The 19845-nt window shown below is 64.2% G+C and carries 22 protein-coding genes; 10 read left to right on the top strand and 12 right to left on the bottom strand.

Features of this window, described 5'->3' with window-relative positions:
- The first annotated feature begins 13 nt into the window (after window positions 1–13).
- The 3 genes from WDM24_RS30355 (at window position 14) to WDM24_RS30345 (ending at window position 1446) form a co-directional block, all read left to right on the top strand.
- A complete protein-coding gene (locus tag WDM24_RS30355; RefSeq protein WP_224741783.1) occupies window positions 14–724 on the top strand; it encodes a hypothetical protein in 711 nt (236 codons plus the stop codon).
- Between the two features lie 36 nt (window positions 725–760).
- Window positions 761–1039, top strand: a complete 279-nt coding sequence (locus WDM24_RS30350; RefSeq protein WP_338691204.1) for a DUF3551 domain-containing protein — start codon at window positions 761–763, stop codon at window positions 1037–1039.
- A 119-nt stretch (window positions 1040–1158) separates the two neighbouring features.
- Window positions 1159–1446 (top strand): DUF3551 domain-containing protein, encoded by a 288-nt coding sequence (locus tag WDM24_RS30345; protein ID WP_166305040.1) that lies wholly within the window; start codon window positions 1159–1161, stop codon window positions 1444–1446.
- A gap of 13 nt (window positions 1447–1459) precedes the next feature.
- Here the strand turns inward: WDM24_RS30345 and WDM24_RS30340 are convergent, their stop codons facing one another.
- From WDM24_RS30340 to WDM24_RS30310, 7 genes are read right to left on the bottom strand one after another with little or no spacing between them, the layout of a single operon-like run.
- A complete protein-coding gene (locus WDM24_RS30340; RefSeq protein WP_338828385.1) occupies window positions 1460–2659 on the bottom strand; it encodes an FAD-dependent monooxygenase in 1200 nt (399 codons plus the stop codon).
- A 14-nt stretch (window positions 2660–2673) separates the two neighbouring features.
- Window positions 2674–3069: a hypothetical protein gene (locus WDM24_RS30335; RefSeq protein WP_166305046.1), complete on the bottom strand. Its 396-nt coding sequence runs from the start codon at window positions 3067–3069 to the stop codon at window positions 2674–2676.
- Window positions 3070–3092: 23 nt separating this feature from the next.
- On the bottom strand, window positions 3093–3287 hold the full coding sequence (locus WDM24_RS30330) for a hypothetical protein (RefSeq protein WP_166305049.1): 195 nt from the start codon (window positions 3285–3287) through the stop codon (window positions 3093–3095).
- Window positions 3288–3314: 27 nt separating this feature from the next.
- Entirely contained in the window at window positions 3315–3908 is a 594-nt protein-coding gene (locus WDM24_RS30325; protein WP_175619488.1) for a 3-phenylpropionate/cinnamic acid dioxygenase subunit beta, read from the bottom strand.
- 20 nt (window positions 3909–3928) lie between these two features.
- Window positions 3929–4744 carry an SDR family oxidoreductase gene (locus tag WDM24_RS30320; RefSeq protein WP_338828384.1) on the bottom strand — a complete coding sequence of 272 codons (816 nt, stop codon included), beginning with the start codon at window positions 4742–4744 and terminating at the stop codon, window positions 3929–3931.
- Complete coding sequence (locus WDM24_RS30315) at window positions 4741–6090, bottom strand: aromatic ring-hydroxylating dioxygenase subunit alpha (RefSeq protein ID WP_338828383.1); 1350 nt, start codon at window positions 6088–6090, stop codon at window positions 4741–4743. The genes WDM24_RS30320 and WDM24_RS30315 overlap by 4 nt, the downstream gene beginning before the upstream one ends.
- Window positions 6091–6146: 56 nt before the next feature.
- On the bottom strand, window positions 6147–7382 hold the full coding sequence (locus tag WDM24_RS30310) for an ABC transporter substrate-binding protein (RefSeq protein WP_414645638.1): 1236 nt from the start codon (window positions 7380–7382) through the stop codon (window positions 6147–6149).
- A gap of 93 nt (window positions 7383–7475) precedes the next feature.
- Here WDM24_RS30310 and WDM24_RS30305 point away from each other — a divergent pair, with 93 nt between their 5' ends.
- Window positions 7476–8333, top strand: coding sequence for an IclR family transcriptional regulator (locus WDM24_RS30305; protein WP_338828381.1), 858 nt, complete (start codon window positions 7476–7478; stop codon window positions 8331–8333).
- Here the strand turns inward: WDM24_RS30305 and WDM24_RS30300 are convergent.
- Window positions 8309–9232, bottom strand: coding sequence for a 2-dehydropantoate 2-reductase (locus tag WDM24_RS30300; RefSeq protein ID WP_338828380.1), 924 nt, complete (start codon window positions 9230–9232; stop codon window positions 8309–8311). The genes WDM24_RS30305 and WDM24_RS30300 overlap by 25 nt on opposite strands.
- 186 nt (window positions 9233–9418) lie before the next feature.
- Here WDM24_RS30300 and WDM24_RS30295 point away from each other — a divergent pair, with 186 nt between their 5' ends.
- Both WDM24_RS30295 and WDM24_RS30290 read left to right on the top strand, forming a co-directional pair.
- On the top strand, window positions 9419–10231 hold the full coding sequence (locus tag WDM24_RS30295) for an ABC transporter ATP-binding protein (protein WP_338828379.1): 813 nt from the start codon (window positions 9419–9421) through the stop codon (window positions 10229–10231).
- Window positions 10231–11016, top strand: a complete 786-nt coding sequence (locus WDM24_RS30290; protein ID WP_338691191.1) for an ABC transporter permease — start codon at window positions 10231–10233, stop codon at window positions 11014–11016. The genes WDM24_RS30295 and WDM24_RS30290 overlap by 1 nt, the downstream gene beginning before the upstream one ends.
- A gap of 569 nt (window positions 11017–11585) precedes the next feature.
- Here WDM24_RS30290 and WDM24_RS30285 read toward each other — a convergent pair.
- Complete coding sequence (locus tag WDM24_RS30285) at window positions 11586–12083, bottom strand: GNAT family N-acetyltransferase (RefSeq protein ID WP_338828378.1); 498 nt, start codon at window positions 12081–12083, stop codon at window positions 11586–11588.
- A gap of 65 nt (window positions 12084–12148) precedes the next feature.
- The gene (locus WDM24_RS30280; RefSeq protein WP_338828377.1) at window positions 12149–13021 is read right to left on the bottom strand and encodes a helix-turn-helix transcriptional regulator; all 873 of its coding nucleotides are present in this window, start codon (window positions 13019–13021) and stop codon (window positions 12149–12151) included.
- Window positions 13022–13113: 92 nt separating this feature from the next.
- Here WDM24_RS30280 and WDM24_RS30275 point away from each other — a divergent pair, with 92 nt between their 5' ends.
- Window positions 13114–14004, top strand: coding sequence for an SDR family oxidoreductase (locus WDM24_RS30275; RefSeq protein WP_338691187.1), 891 nt, complete (start codon window positions 13114–13116; stop codon window positions 14002–14004).
- A 106-nt stretch (window positions 14005–14110) separates the two neighbouring features.
- Here the strand turns inward: WDM24_RS30275 and WDM24_RS30270 are convergent, their stop codons facing one another.
- Together WDM24_RS30270 and WDM24_RS30265 are read right to left on the bottom strand one after the other, a co-directional pair.
- A complete protein-coding gene (locus tag WDM24_RS30270; protein ID WP_338828376.1) occupies window positions 14111–15436 on the bottom strand; it encodes a 4Fe-4S binding protein in 1326 nt (441 codons plus the stop codon).
- A gap of 225 nt (window positions 15437–15661) precedes the next feature.
- Window positions 15662–16111: a cupin domain-containing protein gene (locus WDM24_RS30265; RefSeq protein WP_338691185.1), complete on the bottom strand. Its 450-nt coding sequence runs from the start codon at window positions 16109–16111 to the stop codon at window positions 15662–15664.
- Window positions 16112–16278: 167 nt separating this feature from the next.
- On the opposite strand from WDM24_RS30265, the gene WDM24_RS30260 reads away from it, so the two are divergent.
- From WDM24_RS30260 to WDM24_RS30250, 3 genes are all read left to right on the top strand, one after another.
- Entirely contained in the window at window positions 16279–17304 is a 1026-nt protein-coding gene (locus tag WDM24_RS30260) for an ABC transporter substrate-binding protein (protein WP_338828375.1), read from the top strand.
- 17 nt (window positions 17305–17321) lie between these two features.
- Window positions 17322–18023: an NUDIX hydrolase gene (locus WDM24_RS30255; RefSeq protein WP_338828374.1), complete on the top strand. Its 702-nt coding sequence runs from the start codon at window positions 17322–17324 to the stop codon at window positions 18021–18023.
- 309 nt (window positions 18024–18332) lie between these two features.
- Window positions 18333–19526, top strand: coding sequence for a cupin domain-containing protein (locus WDM24_RS30250; RefSeq protein ID WP_166305127.1), 1194 nt, complete (start codon window positions 18333–18335; stop codon window positions 19524–19526).
- The last annotated feature ends 319 nt before the right edge of the window (window positions 19527–19845 follow it).

Below are 19845 nucleotides of genomic sequence, written 5' to 3'. Positions count from 1 at the left end.
GCGACTTTGCGCCATGGACTTCTCCAACGACCGCGTTTTCGACCGTTTCAGCATGATCTCCCGTTTCGCTCAACTAATTGCGATCGCCATTGTCTGCTGGCCTGCGCTCGCTGTTGCCGCCGGGCCGGTCTACGATGTCGACCTGTATGCGCTGATGTCGGGCACCTGCCGCAATGTCACCGTCGCGGGCCGCAGCTACAGTTGCAAGGCGGTGGCCTATTTCCACACCCTGCGCGGCCGTTCCGAATTCACCGTGGTGCTCGACGATCCCGCCGACAAGAGCCACATCATCTCGTTCTCCGGCGAGAGCACCGAGCGCACCCAGGATAATCTGTTCGAGCTTGCGGTCGACCGCATGCTGCTGAAGTCGAGTGACCGCCCGCGCGTCGACGGCCTGCCGGTGCCGCTGGTCGAGATGTCGACGGGTTCCTGCCGCCAGGTCGGAAGCTTCATCACGCGGCAGGTGTCCACCATCACCTGCGCCGCCACCGACCAGAACGGCAAGAAGTACGAACTGAGCTTCGAGTCGGATGGCTCGCCGATGACGCTGCGCCGGTTGCGGCAATCAACGCTGCCGTCGGAACGGCAACGGGCGCGCCAGATCGCGCAGCTCGAATGCCGTCTCAAGGCGCGCGCCGCGCAAGTGCTGCCGCGGGACACGACGGCCTTCATGATCCGCTGTCTCGGCGAAGACGACAGCAAGCCGGCAGACGGCCAGCGATAATGCCCGGCGCTCCGGATCAGGCGTGAGGAGAACGCGATGCGCATGAAATTCACCGTCGCCGCCGCGCTTGTCACCGCGGTCCTTGGCGTGTGCATCGCCGGGCCCGCCGCCGCACAAAGGTACGATCCGAACTATCCGGTGTGCATGGAAGTTTATGAGGGCAGGATGACGCCCGAGTACATCGATTGCAGCTTCACATCGCTTCCGCAGTGCCAGGCAACGGCCTCCGGGCGATCGGCGACATGCTCGGTCAATCCCTTCTACAAGGGTCCAAAAACGGCGCCGAAGAAGGGGCAACGCCAACGCACGGAGTAGCGCGTCCGGGCACTGGCATATTGTTCGCCCGTGCCGGCCCGTATGGCGGACGCTTCGCCGGTGCTGTTGACACACTCCGGCAGTTGCGTGGAAACCTTCCGGACGACAAGGAGAGACCGATGCGCCTGAAACTGTTCGCGATCGCCGCATGTGCGGTCGCCGCTTTTGGTGGTGTGCTTGCCGGACCTGCCGCCGGGCAGGCCTACGATCCGAACTATCCGGTGTGCATGCATGTCTATGGCGGCCGGTTCGGCGGAAACTACATCGATTGCAGCTTCACCTCGATCCCGCAGTGCCAGGCGAGCGCATCGGGCCGTGGCGCAATGTGCTCGGTGAATCCGTTTTTCGCCCCGCAACCGCCCCCGAAGCGCCGGGCGCATCGCGGACGGCATCATCGCGCTTACTGACGCGGGAACGCCGTCAGACCGGCACGTTCAGCGCGTCGTAGGTGAACAGCCAGTCATAGCGCTCGCGCACCCGGTCCGGCTGCCATTCGCGCGAGACATAGGCGTCGGCGCCTTCGGCGTCGGCGAGCGCCGGATTATGGAAGCGCTTGGCATTCTCGGCCGACTTCACCACGATCGTATTGGTCCGCGCGAGCCGCGCGGCCTGGTAGCGCTGCAGCGCCTCCTCGGGAGGGAAGCGTTCGAGGCAGCGCGCCAGCACCATGCCGTCCTCGATCGCCATGTTGGCGCCCTGGGCCAGGAACGGCAGCGTCGGATGCGCCGCGTCGCCGAGCACGCAGGCGCGCCCCGCGACGAAGCGATCGAGCGGATCGCGGCCGAGCAGCGCCCATTTGTAGGGTACATCGAGGTTGTCGATGATGCTGTGGATTTCGCCATTCCATCCGGCAAAGGCGCCGCTGCAAGCCTCGCGCGTGCCGCGTTCGGTCCAGGATTCGACCGACCAGCTCTCGCCCTCGAAGATGCCGACGAAGTTCAACAGCTCGCCACCGCGCACCGGATAGGTGATGACGTGGCCGCCCGGGCCGACCCAGTTGGTGCCGACGTCGCGCCTGAGGCTTTCCGGCAGCCGTGCCATCGGCACCAGGCCGCGCCAGGCGGCCACGCCCGAGAAGAACGGTTTGGTGTCACCGCCGATCTGCCGGCGAATTTCGGAGTGCACGCCGTCGGCGCCGACCACGACGTCGCCGCGGTGGCGCGCGCCATTGGCGAGACGCAGCCATATGCCGTCGCCGTCCTCGTCAAAGGCGGCGCAGCGGCTGTCGAGATGCAGCCTGCCAGGCGCGCGTGCGTTGAACGCGTCGACCAGCACGCGGTGAAAGTCACCGCGATGCACCATCCAGTAGGGTGCGCCATAGATCGCGCGCGAGGAGGCGCCGAGATCGAACAGCTTCCAGGTCCGCCCGGTGCTGAACAGCCTGATCTCCTTGCCGGAGGGCTCGCAGGCGATCGCCTGCATCTCCCGTTCGAGGCCGAGCGCAATCAGAACGCTGGTGCCGTTGGCGCTGAGCTGGACGCCGGCACCGAGCTCGCGCAGCTCGGACGCTTGCTCGAAGATATCGACCTCGATGCCTCGCTGCAGCAGCGCCAATCCCGCGACGAGGCCGCCGATCCCGGCGCCGGCAATCAGGACCTTTGGTGTGCGTTGTTCGCTCACGCGCTATGCCGCCATTATCTGTGCGTGATCAGGAAGTCGTCGGTGAATTCGCCGCGCGACAGCTTGACCGGAATCTCGCCCTCGCTGCCGATCTCGACGATTTCCGAGCCGGACTTGTTATCCTCAGGCGTCAGCAGCTCGATGCGCTCGGCGATGCGCTGCGCCTGCCAATCCGTCAGCTTCCAGGCAAAGCCGCCGCCGAGATCGCGCATGCCGAATTCGTCGTCGGCCGGCGCCAGCACCAGCGCGTTGCGCGAGACGGCGCCGGGAATCCGCTCCGCCACGGCAATGGTTTGCGGGCTCTCGGCAAAGCGCCGCAACAGTTTTGCCAGCGCGGCGAGATCGGCGGCTTCGCCGAGGAACAGGAACAGCGGATGGAAATCGCTCGGCATGTATTCAAAGCGCAGCATGATCGATTATCCGTTGGCCGGAGCTACTCGCTGAGCACGTTGAGGACATCCTGGGCGTGGCACAGCTCCACCATGCCGACGTCGCCGGGCCGGGCAGGGGATTCCAGATAGCGCACCTGCAGCCATTGGCCATCGTCCATGTTCTCCACCACCTCGGCGACGACGCCGGCCTCTAACTTGAGCCGCGTCCCCACCTTGATCGCCGTCACGTCAATCATCGCTTTCCTTGCTTTCCTTGGCCTCGCTCAGAAGAACGTAGTGAGATTCTTGGCCAGCAGGATGTTCTGTTCAAGCAATATCTCGCGCCGCGCGATCTTCCAGCCGTTCTCGGTGAGGCGCAGCGTGTCGTTGCGGCGGCCGACGAAGATGTAGGTCTCGTACTCGACGCGGTTCTGGTAGACGAGGAAGCGACTCGTGACATCGAGCTCGCGGGCGGTGTCGATATCCGGCCGCGCGCCCTTGATCTGCACATTGCTGACCATGTGCGTAATCCGCGACAGCGGCTCCTCGGCATAATGCACGCCGGTCAGGATCTGCTCGACCCGCTTGGTCAATGTCCACTTGTCCTCGTCGAACCAGCTGATGCCTTCGCCGCGTCTGGTGTTCTCGCGCGCGGCCTGCTGGCCGAACTTCACATTGCGCCGGATCGGCATGAAATAGCTGATGTCTTCGGCGAGCAGGTCGAGCCAGTCGCGGAAGCGCCGGTCATCGAGCAAATCGGCCTCGCGATAATAGAAGTCCTCGACATCGGCCTTCAGCCGGTAGTAGGCCGCCGAACGTTCGATCGTGGCGTTCGAAGTCTGCGCTTGTTTGTCCTGATCCTGAACGGTTGTCGTCATCGTCATCTCCTCATCAGGCATCATTGACTTGTCACAGCCGGCTTGGGTGGGATCGGCCCGCCCTGCTGGGCGAAGCAGCCGACATCGATCACGGTGCCGGACAGCGTTTCCGCTTCCGGCGACAGCAGGAACGCCACCACATTGGCGATGTCGTCGCCGGCGGCGGCGCGGCCGGCGGCGGTGCCCGGCGCGCCCTTGCCGAAGTGCGCCGCATCGCCGCCGACACGGCCGAGGCTCATGCCGCTAACGATCCCGCCGCCTCCGGGGATCACGGTGTTGACGCGGATGCGCTGGTGGAAGAAGTCGTAGGCCATCGCCGCGCTGAGCGCGACAACACCGCCCTTGCTCGCGCTGTAGACCGCCATGTTCGGCTTGCCCCAGCCGGCGCCGGATCCGATGTTGACGATCGAACCGCCGCCTTGCGCGATCATGTGGGGAATCGCGGCGCGACTGGTCAGATACGGTCCCTTCAGGTTGACGGCGATGATGCGATCGAACAGCGCCTCGTCGGTGTCGAGCACGGTGCCGAGCGGGCCGATCGCCGCGTTGTTGACGACGCCGTCGATGCGGCCGAACCGCGTCATGGCGTGTTCGACCACCCGCGCGACGTCGCGAGCCTGCGACACATCGGCTTCCATCAGTTCGGCGGAGAGGCCCTCGCGCTCCAGTTCCTCGCGCAGGGACGGAATGGCGTTCTGCGCCGTGCTCGAGACCTGCGGCGCCTCGAGGCCGAACGCCACCACCATATGGCCGCGCCTGGCGAGGCCGAGCGTGATCGCGCGGCCGATGCCGAAGGTGCCGCCGCTGACGAGGACGGTTTTTCGGGGCGCGGTCATTCTGCGGCCTGCCGGTTGCTTGCGGGCGATCCAAGCAGCTCATGCCAATCGCCGCCCTGCATGTAGGTGGTCCAGCGGCGGTAGAAGCCGCGTGCGATCTGCTCGGTGACCTGGGTCGAGACATCGCCGCCGAGCGGATGATCGCTCGTGTAGGCGCCCATCGACTGCTGATAGTTGAAGGGATAGCGCCGCGCGACCGTGCCGGTGCTTGCGGCGGTCGCATAGAGCCAGTTCTCCATGTCGTCCTGCTCGGTCATGCCGGCCGGGCCGGAGTAGCGCATGTAGTAGTGGCGCAGATAGTCCTTGGCTTCCTGCGGCGCGTCCTTGTCGACCAGGAAGAAGCGCCAGCCTTCGGTCGAGGTCGGGCCGTGCGGATGCCAGGCGCACAATCCGCGCGGCTGTCGGCCGTGATAGGACGTGTTGGGGAAGATCGTGCCGACGAACGGCAGCAGCCTTGCTCCTTCGCCGAGCCGCCGCTTGCGCTCCTCGAAGCAGTGCCGGAAGTATTTTTCGAGGATCGGATTATCGAGGAAGGACTCGGTATATTCGTTGGCCTCCGGCTGGATCGCGCTGTGCACGCCGTGGCCTTCCGGAAAACTGATCCAGACGTGCTGCGCTTTCTCCAGCTCGTCGTCGCGGCGGCCCTTCTTGCCGGCGGCGGCGCTCGGGCCGATGCCGATCAGGTCGACCGAGCGGTGGCTCGGATTGTGATAGGTGTCGCCGAGGAAATTCTCCGCGGCGAATTTCCAGTTGGCGGGGAATACCCATTTGTGGACGCCGATCACCTCGGAGCCGCCCTCGCGGCCGTCGCGGCAGTCGAGCGCCTGGTCGAGATGGATTTTTGCGTCGCCGAGATAGGTGATGAAGTCGGGCGCATCCTTGTCCCAGGTCGCCCAGATCGAGCCCTTGTAGTTGCAGAGCTTCGCCACCGAGACCAGCGAGTTGGCCTCGCGGTCGAGCACGCCGTCATAGAGCGTCCGGTGCAGCGGAACGCCCTGCAGCTTGCCGTCGGTGGTGTAGGTCCAGCTGTGATAGGGGCAGGTGAACAGCGAGGTGTTGCCCTGTTCGTAGCGGCACACCTTCATGCCGCGGTGCCGGCACGAATTCAGGAAGACGTGGATCTCGCCCTTCTTGTCGCGGCAGAGGATCACCGACTCCTCGCCCATCCGCGAGGTGTAGAAGTCGCCGGGATTGGGCACCAGGCTTTCGTGCCCGACCAGGAGCCAGGCGCGGGTGAAGACCTTGTCGAGCTCCTGCCGGTAGATATCGGCGTCCACGAAGATCTCGCGGCTGATGAAGCCACCCTTGACGTCAACAAGCTGATCGAAATCGTTGCGAAGCGGCATCGGCTTCTCCTTGTCTGGCTTGCGCGACGCTGCGTCGCGTCGAATGATGGTGCGTCCTATTTGTCGAGCTTGCAGCTGCCGGTACCCTCTGGGCGGAACGCCTTGTCGCCGGGGATGACAGCGATCTTCTGGTAGTAGTCCCAGGGGTATTTGCTCTCGTCCGGCTTCTTCACGCGGTAGAGCGAGAGGTCGTAGACGACCCGGCCGTCTTTGCGGATATGCGCGGGGCGGCCGAAGAAATCGACCGGCAGCTTGCGCATCTCGGCATTGACCGCCTTCGCCTCGTCGCTGCCGCCGGCCTCGATCGCCTTCAGATAGTGGCGCACGGCGGCATAGGTCGCGGCCTGCAGCTTGGTCGGCTCGCGCTTCTCGATCTCGATGAATCGCTTGGCGAAGGCGCGGGTGCCGTCGTCGTCATCCCAATAGTATTGCGATGCGATGTACATGCCCTGCGCGTCGCGCAGCCCGATCGAGTGGACGTCGGAGATGAAGGTCAGCATGCCGACGATGGTCTGGCCGCCCTGTTGCAGGCCGAATTCGTGGGTCTGCTTGACCGCGTTGACGGTGTCGGCGCCGGTGCCGGCCAGCGCCACGACTTTGGCGCCGGAGCTCTGCGCCGCCAGCAGGAAGGACGAGAAATCGGTGGTGTTGAACGGATAGCGCACCGCGCCGAGCACCTTGCCGCCGGCATCGATCACCGCGCGCGAGGCGTCCTTCACCATCGCGGTGCCGAACGAATAGTCGACCGCGACAAAGAACCATTCCTTGCCGACGCGGCGGCCCAGCTCGCCGACCAGGCCGGCCGACAGCGCGTAGGTGTCGTCGGCCCAATGGGTGATGACGGGCGAGCATTTGTCGCCGGTGAGGTCGGAGGTCGCGGCGCCCGAGACCAGCGCGGTCCGGTTGCTCTGCGTCGCGAGCCCGGCAACGGCGAGACCGACCGAACTCACCGCAAGGTCGGTCACCGCGTCGACATGCTCGACGTCGAACCACTGCCGGGCGATCCCGACCGCGACGTCAGGCTTGTTCTGGTGATCGGCCGAGATGATCTCGATCGGCTTGCCCAGCACCTTGTTGTGAAAATCCTCAGCGGCAAGCTTGGCGGCGGTCACCGAGCCCGGCCCGCCGAGATCGCGGCCGCTGCCGTAGTCGCCCAGCACCGCAATCCGCACCACGCCGTCCGAGATGCCCGAACCGTCGGGCGCGGCCTGCGCCAGCGGCGTCGAGAGCATCAGCGTGGCGATCGTGGCGGCGGCCCATCTGCGCGAGGCGTCTGTCTGAAGCAATTGCAATCCTCCCGTCGACTTTTGATATGTCCATCTAGTGGACACAATTCTCATAATATGAGATAGTATCCGCGCGGGCCGATTGGTCAAGCGCGCTGGATGCAGCGCGCCCTGCGGAATTTGCGGATGTGGACGCTGGCGAAGAAACCGAAGGCGGAAGCGCAGGACACGGCACAGGCCACGGAACCGGACGCGGAGCAGGTCGCGTCAGGCGTCCGGGCGGTCGATCGCGCGATCGCGATCCTGCAATGCTTCACGCCCGATCAACCGGCGATGAGCGTGATCGAAATCCAGAAGCGCGTCGGGCTGAGCCGGCCGACGCTCTATCGCCTGCTGCAGACGCTGGCGCAGCGCGACCTGATCCAGGCCGAAGGCGATCCGCAGCGCTTCCGGCTGTCGCACGGCGTGATGAAGCTGTCCCATGTCTGGCTGAAGGGGCTGGAAGTCGTCACGGTCGCGCGCCCCGTTGTCGAAGGCCTGCGCGAGGCGACCGGCGAGACCGCCGCGCTGTTTCGCATGCAGGAGGATCGCGGCATCTGCATCCTCGAATGCGAGAGCCGTCACGTGCTCTCGATCAGCCGCGGCGTCGGCGACAGTTCGAGCCTGACCCGAGGCTCGACCGGCAAAGCGATGCTGGCCTTCATGGACCCGGCGCGGCAGGCCGCACTCCTCGCCACCATCCCGAAGAGCGCCGACCGCGCGCGGTTGGAGGAGGCCTTGGCATTTGCGCGGCGCAACGGCTATGCGACCAGCCACAGCGAGATCTTCGCCGGCACGGTCGCGGTCTCCGCGCCGTGCTTCGATCACCGCGGCAGCGTCGTCGGCTCGGTTGGTCTGTACGGACCCAGCGCGCGCATCGATGAGCAGAAGCTGCTGGAATTTTCCAGGCTGGTCCGCGCGGCGGGCCGGCAGATTTCAGTCCTGCTCGGATATCAGGACGGCGCGCCCATCGCATAGGGCTTCAGCACGGCATAGAGCATGTCGTGCGTCGGCGTCGGAACGCCGAGCTTGCGGCCGAGCTCGACCACCTTGCCGTTCAGCCACGGCAGTTCGAGCCGGTTGCCGCGCTCCAGATCGAGCGCCATCGAGGCCTTCATGGCCGGCGGCGCGTGCCCGATGAAGGCGAGGACCTTCTCCAGCGCATCCGGCGGCAGCTTGATGCCGCTGGCGTGGGCGACGGCGATGGTCTCCTCGCAGGCCGACACGAAGTACGGCCGCAAATCGGGATCGTCGCGCAGCCTACCGATCGGCAGCCTGGTCACGGCCGTCATGCCGGCATTGGTGGCGAGCCCGACGAACTTCATCCAGAGCTCGGTGTTGATCGCTTCGCTCAGCGTCGCGTCGAAGCCGGCCTTCAGGCAGAGGTCGAGCAGCGCCTTGCCGCGCGGCGTGATGCGGCCGTCGAGCTCGCCGAAGATCATGCGCATGAAGGTGCCGACCTGGTTGATCACGCCGGGCTTGATGATCGAGGCTGAGATCTGCGCGACGCCGCCCATCACGGCGTTAGGTCCGAGGATCGGGATCAGCCGGTCGGGCGCGTCGATGCCGTTCTGCAGCGGGATCACGGCGGTGTCGGGACCGACCATCGGCTTGATGTGCGCCCCGGCGCTTTCGACGTCCCACAGCTTCACGCAGAACAGCACAATATCGACGGGGCCGACGCTTGCGGGATCGTCGGTCGCCTGGGTCGGGACCAGATGGGTTTCGCCGCGGCCGCCCTGAACCTTCAGCCCTTCGCTGCGCATCGCGGCCAGATGGGCACCGCGCGCGATAAAGGTGACGTCGGCGCCGGCATGAGCGAGCGCCGCACCAAAGCCACCGCCGACACCTCCGGCGCCTACCACTGCGATCCGCATGATTTTTCTCCTGCCTGTCACTTTGGTCGCACCCTCGACGATGTCGGATCAATGCGCAACCCGGTCTGCCGTGAAAACCGCGTGAGCGCAGTCTCGTCGGCGCGTCCTGCGCCATCTTCCTGCGTTGAACTTGCCTGCCCAAACCGCTAAGCCATCTTGCAAAGTTCGGGAGGCAGTGCGGTGGGGATGACGGAGCCGACGGCGGTCGCGCTTGACAATGCGACGGTGGCGTTTCGGTTGGCGGATGGACGCTATACCGCGGTCGAGCAGGCCAATCTTGCGGTGGCGCATGGTGAGTTCGTCGCCATTGTCGGACCGACCGGATGCGGAAAGTCGACGCTGCTCAATGTCACCGCGGGGCTCTTGAAACCCGTCGCCGGGTCGGCGCGGATCTTCGACAAGCCACTGGGCGGCCTCAACCGCGACGCCGGTTACCTGTTCCAGGCCGATGCGCTATTCCCGTGGAAGACCGCGATCGACAATGTCGCGATCGGGCTCGAGATATCAGGCACGCCGCGCACCGAGGCGCTCGCACGCGCGCAGAAATGGCTTGTAGCGGTCGGACTCGGCGCCTTTGCGGGCCGCTATCCGCATATGCTGTCGGGCGGCCAGCGCAAACGCGTCGCGCTGGCGCAGGTGCTGATCCGCGATCCGAAGATCCTGCTGATGGACGAGCCGTTCGGCCCGCTCGATGCCCAGACCCGGCAGATCATGGGAAATCTGCTGCTGGAATTGTGGACCGCCGACCGCAAGGCAGTGCTGTTCGTCACCCACGATCTCGAGGAGGCGATCGCGCTGGCCGACCGCGTCGTGATCATGTCGGCAGGTCCTTCCGCCCGCATCATCGGCGACTGGCGCATCACGCTGCCGCGGCCGCGCGATATCTCTGAAATCAGGATGGAGAAGGATTTCCATGCCCTGCACCGCGAGATCTGGGGCGTGCTGAAGGACGAGGTGATGAAGGGCTATGTCCAGTCGACGCAGGCGGGGGCGGCCTGATGTCGCGCGTCACGCTATTGTTCCTGCAGATTCTGGTCGCCGTCGTCACGCTGGCGTTGTGGCAGCTGTTTGCCACCGTGCCGGTGTTCGGCAAGGTGCTGCTGCCGCCGTTCTTCTTTTCCAATCCGGTCGACGTCTTCAGCCAAATTGTAAAGTGGTTCTCGAGCGGGGTGATCTGGAAGCATCTTGCGATCACGCTGTGGGAATCGATCCTCGCTTTCGTGATCGGCTCGGCCAGCGGCATCCTGGTCGGCTTCTGGTTCGCGCGGCAGCCGCGTGTCGCCGCGGTGTTCGATCCCTATGTCAAGATGGTCAATGCGCTGCCGCGCGTCGTGCTGGCGCCGATCTTCGCGCTGTGGTTCGGGCTCGGCGTCTCGTCCAAGGTCGCGCTCGGCGTGACGCTCGTGTTCTTCATCGTGTTCTTCAACGTCTATCAGGGCGTCAAGGAAGTGCCGACCACGGTGCTCGACAATGGCCGCATGCTCGGCATGAACGAACGGCAGTTGATGCGCCACGTCTACTGGCCGTCGGCGCTGTCCTGGATGTTCTCCTCGCTGCACACCTCGGTCGGCTTCGCGGTGGTCGGCGCCGTGGTCGGCGAATATCTCGGCTCCGCGGCCGGCCTCGGCTATCTGATCCAGCAGGCCGAAGGCGTGTTCGACGTCGCCGGCGTGTTCGCCGGCATGTTCGTGCTGTCGGCGTTCGTCATCCTGATCGATATGGCGGTGACGATGGTCGAGAAGCGGCTCTTGGTCTGGCGGCCGACGGCGGTCACGCGGGACTAGCACGTGTCGCGCGGTCCGAGCCTACTTCCATAGCGCGATCCGGGCGTTGGGCTGATGCCAGCGAGCTGGCTACGTCGGACTGCAATAAAAGAGGCCGCCAGCGTTGGCGGCCTCACGCGTTCTGGGTGCGAAACCGTCAGGTCTTGTATCCCTGGCTGTGGCACCACCACGAAATGCCATTGGTATCGTGGCCAAACTTGAGCAGGGATTCTCTACATTCGTTGAAGTTGTCGAAACGTTTGACGCCCTCTGGCCAGCAAACCACTGGCGTCGGATTGGGCCAGCTACTGGAGACGGAACAGGGTGCTCCCGAGGTTGCCTGCTTAGCGAGTGCGGGTTTGTTCTCGGCATTTGCGGGGGCAATCGACAAGATCGCGACAGCTAGGCCCGCGAGGAGTAACGAGGCTTTCATGGCTATCTTCTCCCAAATCCCACCGTTGGCTCGGTGGGTGGGGCATTATACTACAGGTCGTACGGCGGGAGCGATTCAATTCGCGTTTCGCGGTGTGAAAGGCGGCGACGATCATCTCCGTTCGTTTGCCGCGTGCAGTTGAAAAGATCTGCGCTACTCATCGACGCGGCGGCTCGGCCGTGCCGGGCCAGTCATTGCGTTTCAAGCGATAAAGCGCCTGTCGCCGGAGCGGGTCTGATTCCTTGACGCGCGGATAGTCAAAATCGTCGGCCGGGTTGTGCGTCATCCCCAATTTGGACATGACGCGAAGAGAGCGCGTGTTGTGGACGCTCGCATGCGCGACAATCTCGGGTAGACCCAGCTCTCGGAAGCCAAATTCAAGCGCCTTGCGACCTGCCTCGGTGGCGAGCCCCTGTCCCCAACAAGCCCGTGCCAGACGCCAGCCAACTTCCACGGCGGGCGTGAAGTGGGCCGGGAAATTGACAACCAGCAGTCCGACCGCGCCAGCAAAAGCTCTGGAAGAGTTCAATTCCACGGCCCACATGCAGAACCCATGGGTTGATTGATGCTCGATCTGGAAATCAACCCAGGCGTCGCTGGATTCTCGTGTCGGGAGAGGGCGCAGATGTTGCATGAGGGCGGGGTCTGCTGACATCTCCGCAAATCGAGCCCTATCGGTCTCTTGCCATGTTCGCAACGTCAGTCGGTGCGAGGATAATCTCATTCAATCGACCACGCACGCTCGTGCTCCGGCGCGGCCTCCATCAACCCACGGATCTTCTCCGCCACCTCCGGGTCGACAGGATTGTAGATGATCATGCTGAGGTCGGGCCGGCCATCGACCGCGAACGCCGAATATTCGAACTTGACCGGGCCCAGGATCGGGTGCCGGAGCTGCTTGATGCCCTCGCCATGGGTCCGCACGTCGTTGTCGCGCCACAACGCCGCGAATTCGGGGCTCAGCCGGCAGAGCTCATCGACGAACGGTTGCACCTCGGCGGCAGCGCCGGCGCGGGCCGCGTCCACCCTGAAGGCGCCGACGACGAAGCGCGCCACGCTTGCCCAATCGTGTTGCGCAGCGCGGACGCGTGGATCGAGGAAGATGAAGCGCAGGATGTTGCGCTGGTTCGGCGGCAGCGCGCCATAGTCGGTCAGCATCACGGTCGCCGCCCGATTCCAGGCGACGATGTCCCATGTCGCGGTCCTGATCACGGCGGGGCTCGGCAGCAACGCGTCGAGCACGCGCTGCAGCCGCGGCGAGACGCCTTCATTCTTCTGGTAGCGCACCTCGGGCGTGCGGCCGAGGCCGAGCAGGAACAGATGCTCGCGTTCGACATCGGTCAGCATCAGTGCCCGCGCGATGCGGTCCAGCACATCCGCCGACGGCGCGCCGCCGCGGCCCTGTTCGAGCCAAGTGTACCAGGTCGCTGAGATGTTGGCGCGCTGCGCCACCTCCTCGCGGCGCAGGCCCGGCGTGCGCCGCCGCTCCGGCGGAAAGCCGAACGTCGCGGGATCGAGCTTGCTGCGGCGGTCCTTCAGATAGGCGCCGAGCAGGTTGTCATGCAGCTTCTCATGGGTACGCGGCTCGCTCATCGTGTTAGCTATTATACCATGATAAGGTCACTACTTTACCACGATAGCGCGGCGACCCAGATTTGTCTCCAGCAAAACCTGGAGACTTGCTGATGCGCGTGTTTGTTACTGGAGCGACCGGCTGGGTCGGCTCGGCCGTCACTGACGATCTGATTGCCGCCGGCCATCGGGTGCTCGGCATGACCCGTTCGGACAAGGGCGCAGAAGCGCTCGCCGCCGCCGGCGCCGAGGTTCACTACGGAACGCTGGAGGATCTCGACAGCCTCAGAACCGGCGCCGCGCAGGCGGATGCGGTGATCCACTGCGCCTTCAACCACGACTTTTCGAAGTTCGCAGAGAATTGCGAGACCGATCGGCGCGCGATCGAGACTCTCGGTGCGGTGCTCGAAGGCTCGCAGCGTCCGTTCATCACGACATCAGGCGTGGCGCGGGTCGGGCAGGGTCGCGTCGCGACCGAGGAGGACCCGCCGATTCCTACCTCGTCTGCTTATCCGCGTGCGTCTGAGGCGACAACGATGGCGCTGGCATCGCGCGGTGTGCGCGCGTCCGTCGTGCGGCTGGCACCCTCGGTGCATGGTCATGGCGATCATGGTTTCGTGCCGCGCCTCGTCGCCATCGCGCGTGAGAAGGGCGCCTCGGCCTATATCGGCGAAGGACTCAACCGCTGGCCGGGCGTGCATCGCCTTGATGCGGCCCGCGTCTACCGGCTTGCGCTCGAACGCGGCGTCGAACGCGGTCCGTTCCATGCCGTCGCCGATGAGGGCGTGTCGTTCAAGGCAATCGCTGAGGTGATCGCGCGCCGGCTCAACGTGCCGCTGGTCTCAAAATCACCTGAAGAGGCTGCCGAGCATTTCGGTTGGTTCGCCAGGTTCGCGGCCTTCGACGTGCCGACCTCGAGCGCCCGCACCAGGTCGCGGCTCGACTGGCAGCCGCAGCAGCCAGGGCTGATCGCCGACATCGATCATCCCGCTTATTTCGCGTAGCAAGCAGAGTAAGGTGGGTTAGCCGAAGGCGTAACCCACCATGTCGCGGCGAAAGAGACGGTGGGTTACGCTTCGCTAACCCACCCTACGCAGCGACGCTGCGGGCTCAGAGCGGGAAGCACCGCATATAGGCCGCAAACAATGTCTCATCGCTGTAGCTCACCAGCTCTGCGGCGATCGCATCGGCAAGCGTAAGGTCGCGGTTTTGCAAGCTTAACCATGCCTTTGTATCGGCGGTAACAAGCAAGGCAGCCTCTCCCACATGCCGGCCCGGCACCACCTGGAGATTCCTACCCTTGATCGTGACCGTCATATCGAGCGCGCTTGCCCCGGTGAAGCGCAGATGCGTCACGAGATCCAGGCCGCGCGCCCTGCCGCGCTGAAATCCGAGCGAGAGCGAGAAGATATAGGCCTGGAGGCTGCCGGTATGGCGGCCGGAGGTGACATGCTGAACCTTCTTGTGCGGGAAGCGCCGCGTCACCGTGTCCTCGGCGTCGGTATCTGGGATCACATAGACGAACTCATCCTTGTCGATCAGCGGCTGCACGACGTCGGCGAAATGGCCGTCGCGATCGCTGAGGAAAGGTCCGATCACGTCTTCGCCGGCCGGGCAGGCCGAGATGCAATAGGCCGCCTTGTAGCCCGGCTTGAACGACAGCGATTGCCAGACATTCAGCGTCTCGGTGCGGGGAACGCGGGCGCGATAATCCCTGGCGTCCTTTGCATCCGCGACCTTCTCCACCCACTGCGCGAAGTTGCCGAGAAAGTCGTGATAATTGTGGGTGTGGCAGGACAGGAAATCGAAGCCGCCGTCCGGCTTGATGGCGCCGACCGGGCAGGCGGCCACACACAATTTGCATTCCAGGCAGGGATTGTAGTCGATCGGCTGGTCGTAGGCATCCGCCTCGCATCCGAGCAGGATGGTGCCGAGCAGAACGAAGCTGCCGAATTTCGGATGGATGACGCTGCGGTGGATGCCCATGCGTCCCAAACCGGCTTCGACCGCGATCGGCTTGTGCTGGACCATCATGATCCTGGGCAGGTCCATCTCCATCGGGAAGGCGGCGACCGAATTGCAGGACGGGATGCCGTGTTCGTCGAGCGCGCGAACGATCGCGCGTGCGGTCTCGTTGACGTGATCGTAGGTGCTGTGGAATTCCTCGTTGGCGACCGAGCGCGAAGGCGAGCGCACCGGCTCGCGGTTCATGTGGCAGGCGATCGCGAGCAGCGAGCGCGTCCGGCCATAGACCTTTCGGATGAAGTCCCGCTGCGGTGCGATGGCCGCCCGGTCGAACTCGATGATGCCGACATCGTCGGCGCCGCAGTCCCGCGCGATCCGCTTGATGAGTTCCGAGGAAACCGGGACGTCGTGGACGTGCCGGCTGCTGCGAGCGCGCACAGCCCTGACCGTGGGGTGATCGTCCAGGCTCATGGTTCCGGCTCTCTATAAAATGACGATCATCATATTATGAGTCGGCCTGGCGTGAAGCAAGTGAATTATCTGTCAGTGGTCATGTGATGGAACCGCTGCTGGTGTTCGTGCGCCCGTAAGCTGCTGTCATTGCGAGGAGCGGAGCGACGAAGCAATCCATCGGTCCGCATATAGGGAGAGATGGATTGCTTCGCTTCGCTCGCAATGACGTGAAGAGGGCTGCTGTCAATCCAACAGCTTGGTATCATCCGGCGCCTGCGGCGGCGTCTTGATCGCGATCGACTTGATGGCGCGGCCGTTCGGCTTGTTGCCGCCATGCGGCGTGCCCTTCGGGATCACGATCAGATCGCCCGGCTTCACCGTCACTTCCTTGTCGCCGAGCCAGACCGTGCCGGTGCCTTCAAGCACGAACTGCATCTCGTTGGTGTTGGGGTGCAGGTGCTTCGGCACATTGCCGTCCTGGATCGAGACAGTGGCACCGTCGGCCGAGACGAACATCTTGGAGCGGAAGCCGACCTTGTTGGCGTCGCCGAGCTTGTCGCCCTCCATCTCGCCGGTGTGGATGACCTGCGCCGTGATGCTCTCGGCCGCGAGCGCCGGCCGCAGCACATGGGTGACGCCGCAGCCGGCGGCGAAGGCGGCGCCGATCGACAGCGCGGTTGCAATCCGATTCATGAAGACCTCCCTTGGTGTTTCCCTTGAAGTATTCTTGGTGCTTCTTCGGCGTTTCCTTGTATCCGCGATGCTATGCCGCCGCCGCAGGCTTGACCAGCTGTCGGAAAGTCGCCTTCTCAAGCCGCGCCGGCTCCTCTATCTTGCCGGCCGGTCGAATGGAGGACGTCATGAACAAACTGCTTGGCAAGCTTGCCGGAACGCTGCTGGCGCTGACCCTGTCCACGGGCCTTGCCGCGGCGCAAAGCAAGATCACCATCGCGGTCGGCGGCGGCGCCTGCCTGTGCTATCTGCCCACCGTGCTGGCCAAGCAGCTTGGCGAATACGACATGGCCGGCCTTGCGGTCGAGCTGGTCGACCTCAAGGGCGGCTCGGATGCGCTCAAGGCCGTGCTCGGCGGCAGCGCCGACGTCGTCTCCGGCTATTTCGACCATTGCGTCAATATCGCCGCCAAGAAGCAGGAGATGCAGGCGTTCGTGGTCTATGACCGCTATCCCGGCCTCGTGCTGGTGGTCTCGCCGAAGCACACCGGCGAGATCAGTTCGATCAAGGATCTCGCCGGCAAGAAGGTCGGCGTCAGCGCGCCGGGCTCCTCGACCGACTTCTTCTTGAAATATCTGCTGAAGAAGAACGGCCTCGATCCGGCGGGTACCGCCGTGATCGGCGTCGGCCTCGGCGCGACTGCAGTGGCCGCGATGGAGCAGGGCCAGATCGATGCCGCCGTGATGCTCGATCCCTCCGTCACCGTGCTGCAAGGCAGCCACGCCGACCTCAAGATCCTCAGCGACACCCGCACCCAGCACGACACGCTGGCGGTGTTCGGCGGCGAATATCCCGGCGGAGCGCTCTATTCGACCACCGCCTGGGTCAACGGCCATGAGAAGGAGGTGCAGGCGCTGACCAATGCGATCATGGCGACGCTGGCCTGGATCCATTCGCATTCCGCCGAGGACATCATGGCCAAGATGCCGGAGGAGCTCGTTGGCAAGAACAAGGAGCAATATCTGGCCGCGCTGAAGAACACGATCCCGATGTATTCGGAAACCGGCAAGATGGACCCCAAGGGTGCGGAAGCCGTGCTCGCGGTGTTCAGCGAGGGCTCGCCCGAGGTCGCGAAGGCCGGCATCGACGTCACCAAGACCTACACCAACAAATACGTCGAGCAGGCCAAGAAGACGACCGGAAGCGCGAAGTAAACTACTTGGCGAGTGACATGCAGTCTCCGCTCATCTGTCGCGTCACCGCGCTCGACCTCGCATTGCAGCGGCGTCCGTGGCCCTTCGCGGACCAACGGCGCGCCGAGATCGACGCGCATTTCGCCGAGCAGCAGCGGCTGAACCCGAAATTGTGGAACGGCCGCGTCCTGCTCGGGCGCGATCCGGTGTTTGCCGCCGAACGACTCAGCGCGAGCTATTTCGAGACCGATTTCGCGAGCTTCCTGGCCTGGCGTGACTGGGGCTTTCCGGACAAGGAGATCTTCAACGGTTTTGGCATGGGCGCGCTGCTTGCCAGCGACGGCGCCTTTGTGTGTGGGGTGATGGGCAAGCACACGGCGAATGCCGGCCGGATCTATTTCCCCTCCGGCACGCCCGATCTCGACGATATCAGGGGCGAGACGGTCGATATCGCCGGCAGCGTGATGCGCGAGCTCGAGGAAGAGACCGGCCTCACCGCCGCGGATTGCCATGCCGATGCCGATTGGCACTGCGTCTACACCGGCGTTGCGCTGGCGATGATGCAGATCCTGCGCGTCGACATGCCAGCGGACGCGCTGCGTGCGCGGATCGAGGCCAATCTCGCGCGGCAGGAGCATCCGGAGCTCGCCGGCATCCATCTGGTGCGCAGCCGCGCCGATCTCACAGCCGCAATGCCGCGTTTCGTCACCGCGTTCATCGAGACGCAGCTTCCGGCGTAGGCGCGTACGCGTAAAGCTCCGCTTCCGAGGATGAAGCGGTCGTTGCCTGGATCGTCCGTCATTGACGGCTTTTGACCCGACGCTGACACTAGCACCCCTGTACGGTGGTTTAGACCAGTTGTAACATTGCATCAAAAGGAGGCAAGGCATTCGGGGCGCCGGCCCGCGAGCGGTCTAAATATTTCCAGCAACTTACCGCGGTCGCTCGGTAGTGCGACATCAGGTGTCGGGGCAACCTGCTGCAATGAATGGCCGGGCGGGCGCGTGGTTTCGGTACATCACGATCAACGCCATCATGGAGATATCATCATGTCAAACGTGCAGCGGCGTGACGTTCTTATCGGCTCAGCGCTTGCTGCGGCAGCTGTGGCCGCAGCAAAGCCAGCGCTGGCCGGCGATCCGAGCTTCATGAACAACGTCCCCGATCCGCTTCTCGCGGCCGATGACCTGCCGACCTTCAAGTTCGCCCTGGAGAAATCTGAGGGAAAAGTTATCGGCGAAAGTTACGGCAAGGAGGCGACGGTCAAGCAGCTGCCGATCTCCAAAGGCATCGCTGGGGTCTCCATGCGGCTCGAACCTGGCGCGATGCGCGAGCTTCATTGGCACGCCACAGCAGCCGAATGGGCATTCGTCATCGAGGGCGGCGTGCGCACCACGGTCATCGATCCGCAGGGCCGGGCGGAGACCAACGAATTCGAGCCTGGCGATATCTGGTACTTTCCCCGCGGGCACGGCCACATGCTGCAGTGTCTCGGTAGCCAGGCCTGCCACTTTATTCTCATTTTCGACAACGGGTATTTTTCTGAGTTCGGCACCTTCAGCATCACGGACTGGATCGGCCACGCGCCGAAGACTCTTCTGGCCAAGAACTTCGGCGTGCCCGCGGCGACGTTTGACTCGTTTCCGAAGACGGAGGTCTATTTTGCCCGCGGGGCAATCGCTCCGGCACAGCCGGCCGCCCCGTTGCAAGGCGTAAATCTGCCGCCGCAGACGCACAAATACCGTTTGCTCGCCCAAGAACCACACGGGGTCTACAAGGGCGGCCGGGAGTGGCGCGTCGATGCCAGTCGGTTCCCGATCTCGACGACTGTGACCGGCGTCATCCTCGATCTCGATCCTGGCGCGTTACGCGAGCTGCACTGGCACCCTAACGCGGACGAGTGGCAATACGTCATCGACGGGCGGGTGTCCGTCACCCTGTTCGGCTCCCACGGACGGTTCCGCGTCGAGACGCTGGAGAAAGGCGACGTTGGCTACATTCCGCAGGGCTACGGGCACTCGATCGAAAATGTTGGCAATACGCCTGCGCGCATCCTGATCGGGTTCAACACTGGCACTTACGAGACGATCAATCTGTCGCAGTGGATTGCCGGCAACCCCGCTGACGTGCTCGCCGTCAATTTCGCGCAACCGCCGGAATTATTCGAGAAGTTTCCCAAGCACGACGTGTTTCTCGCGAGCGCCAGCGGCCCTGACAAATCGGCGCGATCAGATGGGCGGTAGTGGGTGAGGGTCCACAGCAGCAATCGGGACACGGAGCTTCTAACCGCGAAGGGCCCGAACTAAATTTTTGTGTCGATCCGTTGATGAGCTGCGCCACTTCTGCAGCGCGGCATTTACGGAGATCGCCCCGACATGAACCGACCAACACCGAAAACGTTGCAGCCCAGCGCTCACCAATGCCGGGAACGGAGGCGAGCGATCTTAGTATCGATGAGGTGATCAAGTAAGAGTGCTGTTTGCTGCATTGGATGAGTCGGCTCATGGCCCTTTTCGGAAGCGTAGCGCTTGCTATCGAAAGTCCGGCGTCGGGGGTGAAGCG

This window comes from Bradyrhizobium sp. 27S5 (assembly GCF_037217225.1).
Taxonomy (GTDB): domain Bacteria; phylum Pseudomonadota; class Alphaproteobacteria; order Rhizobiales; family Xanthobacteraceae; genus Bradyrhizobium; species Bradyrhizobium septentrionale.
This window is presented reverse-complemented; position numbering and strand designations above follow the sequence as displayed.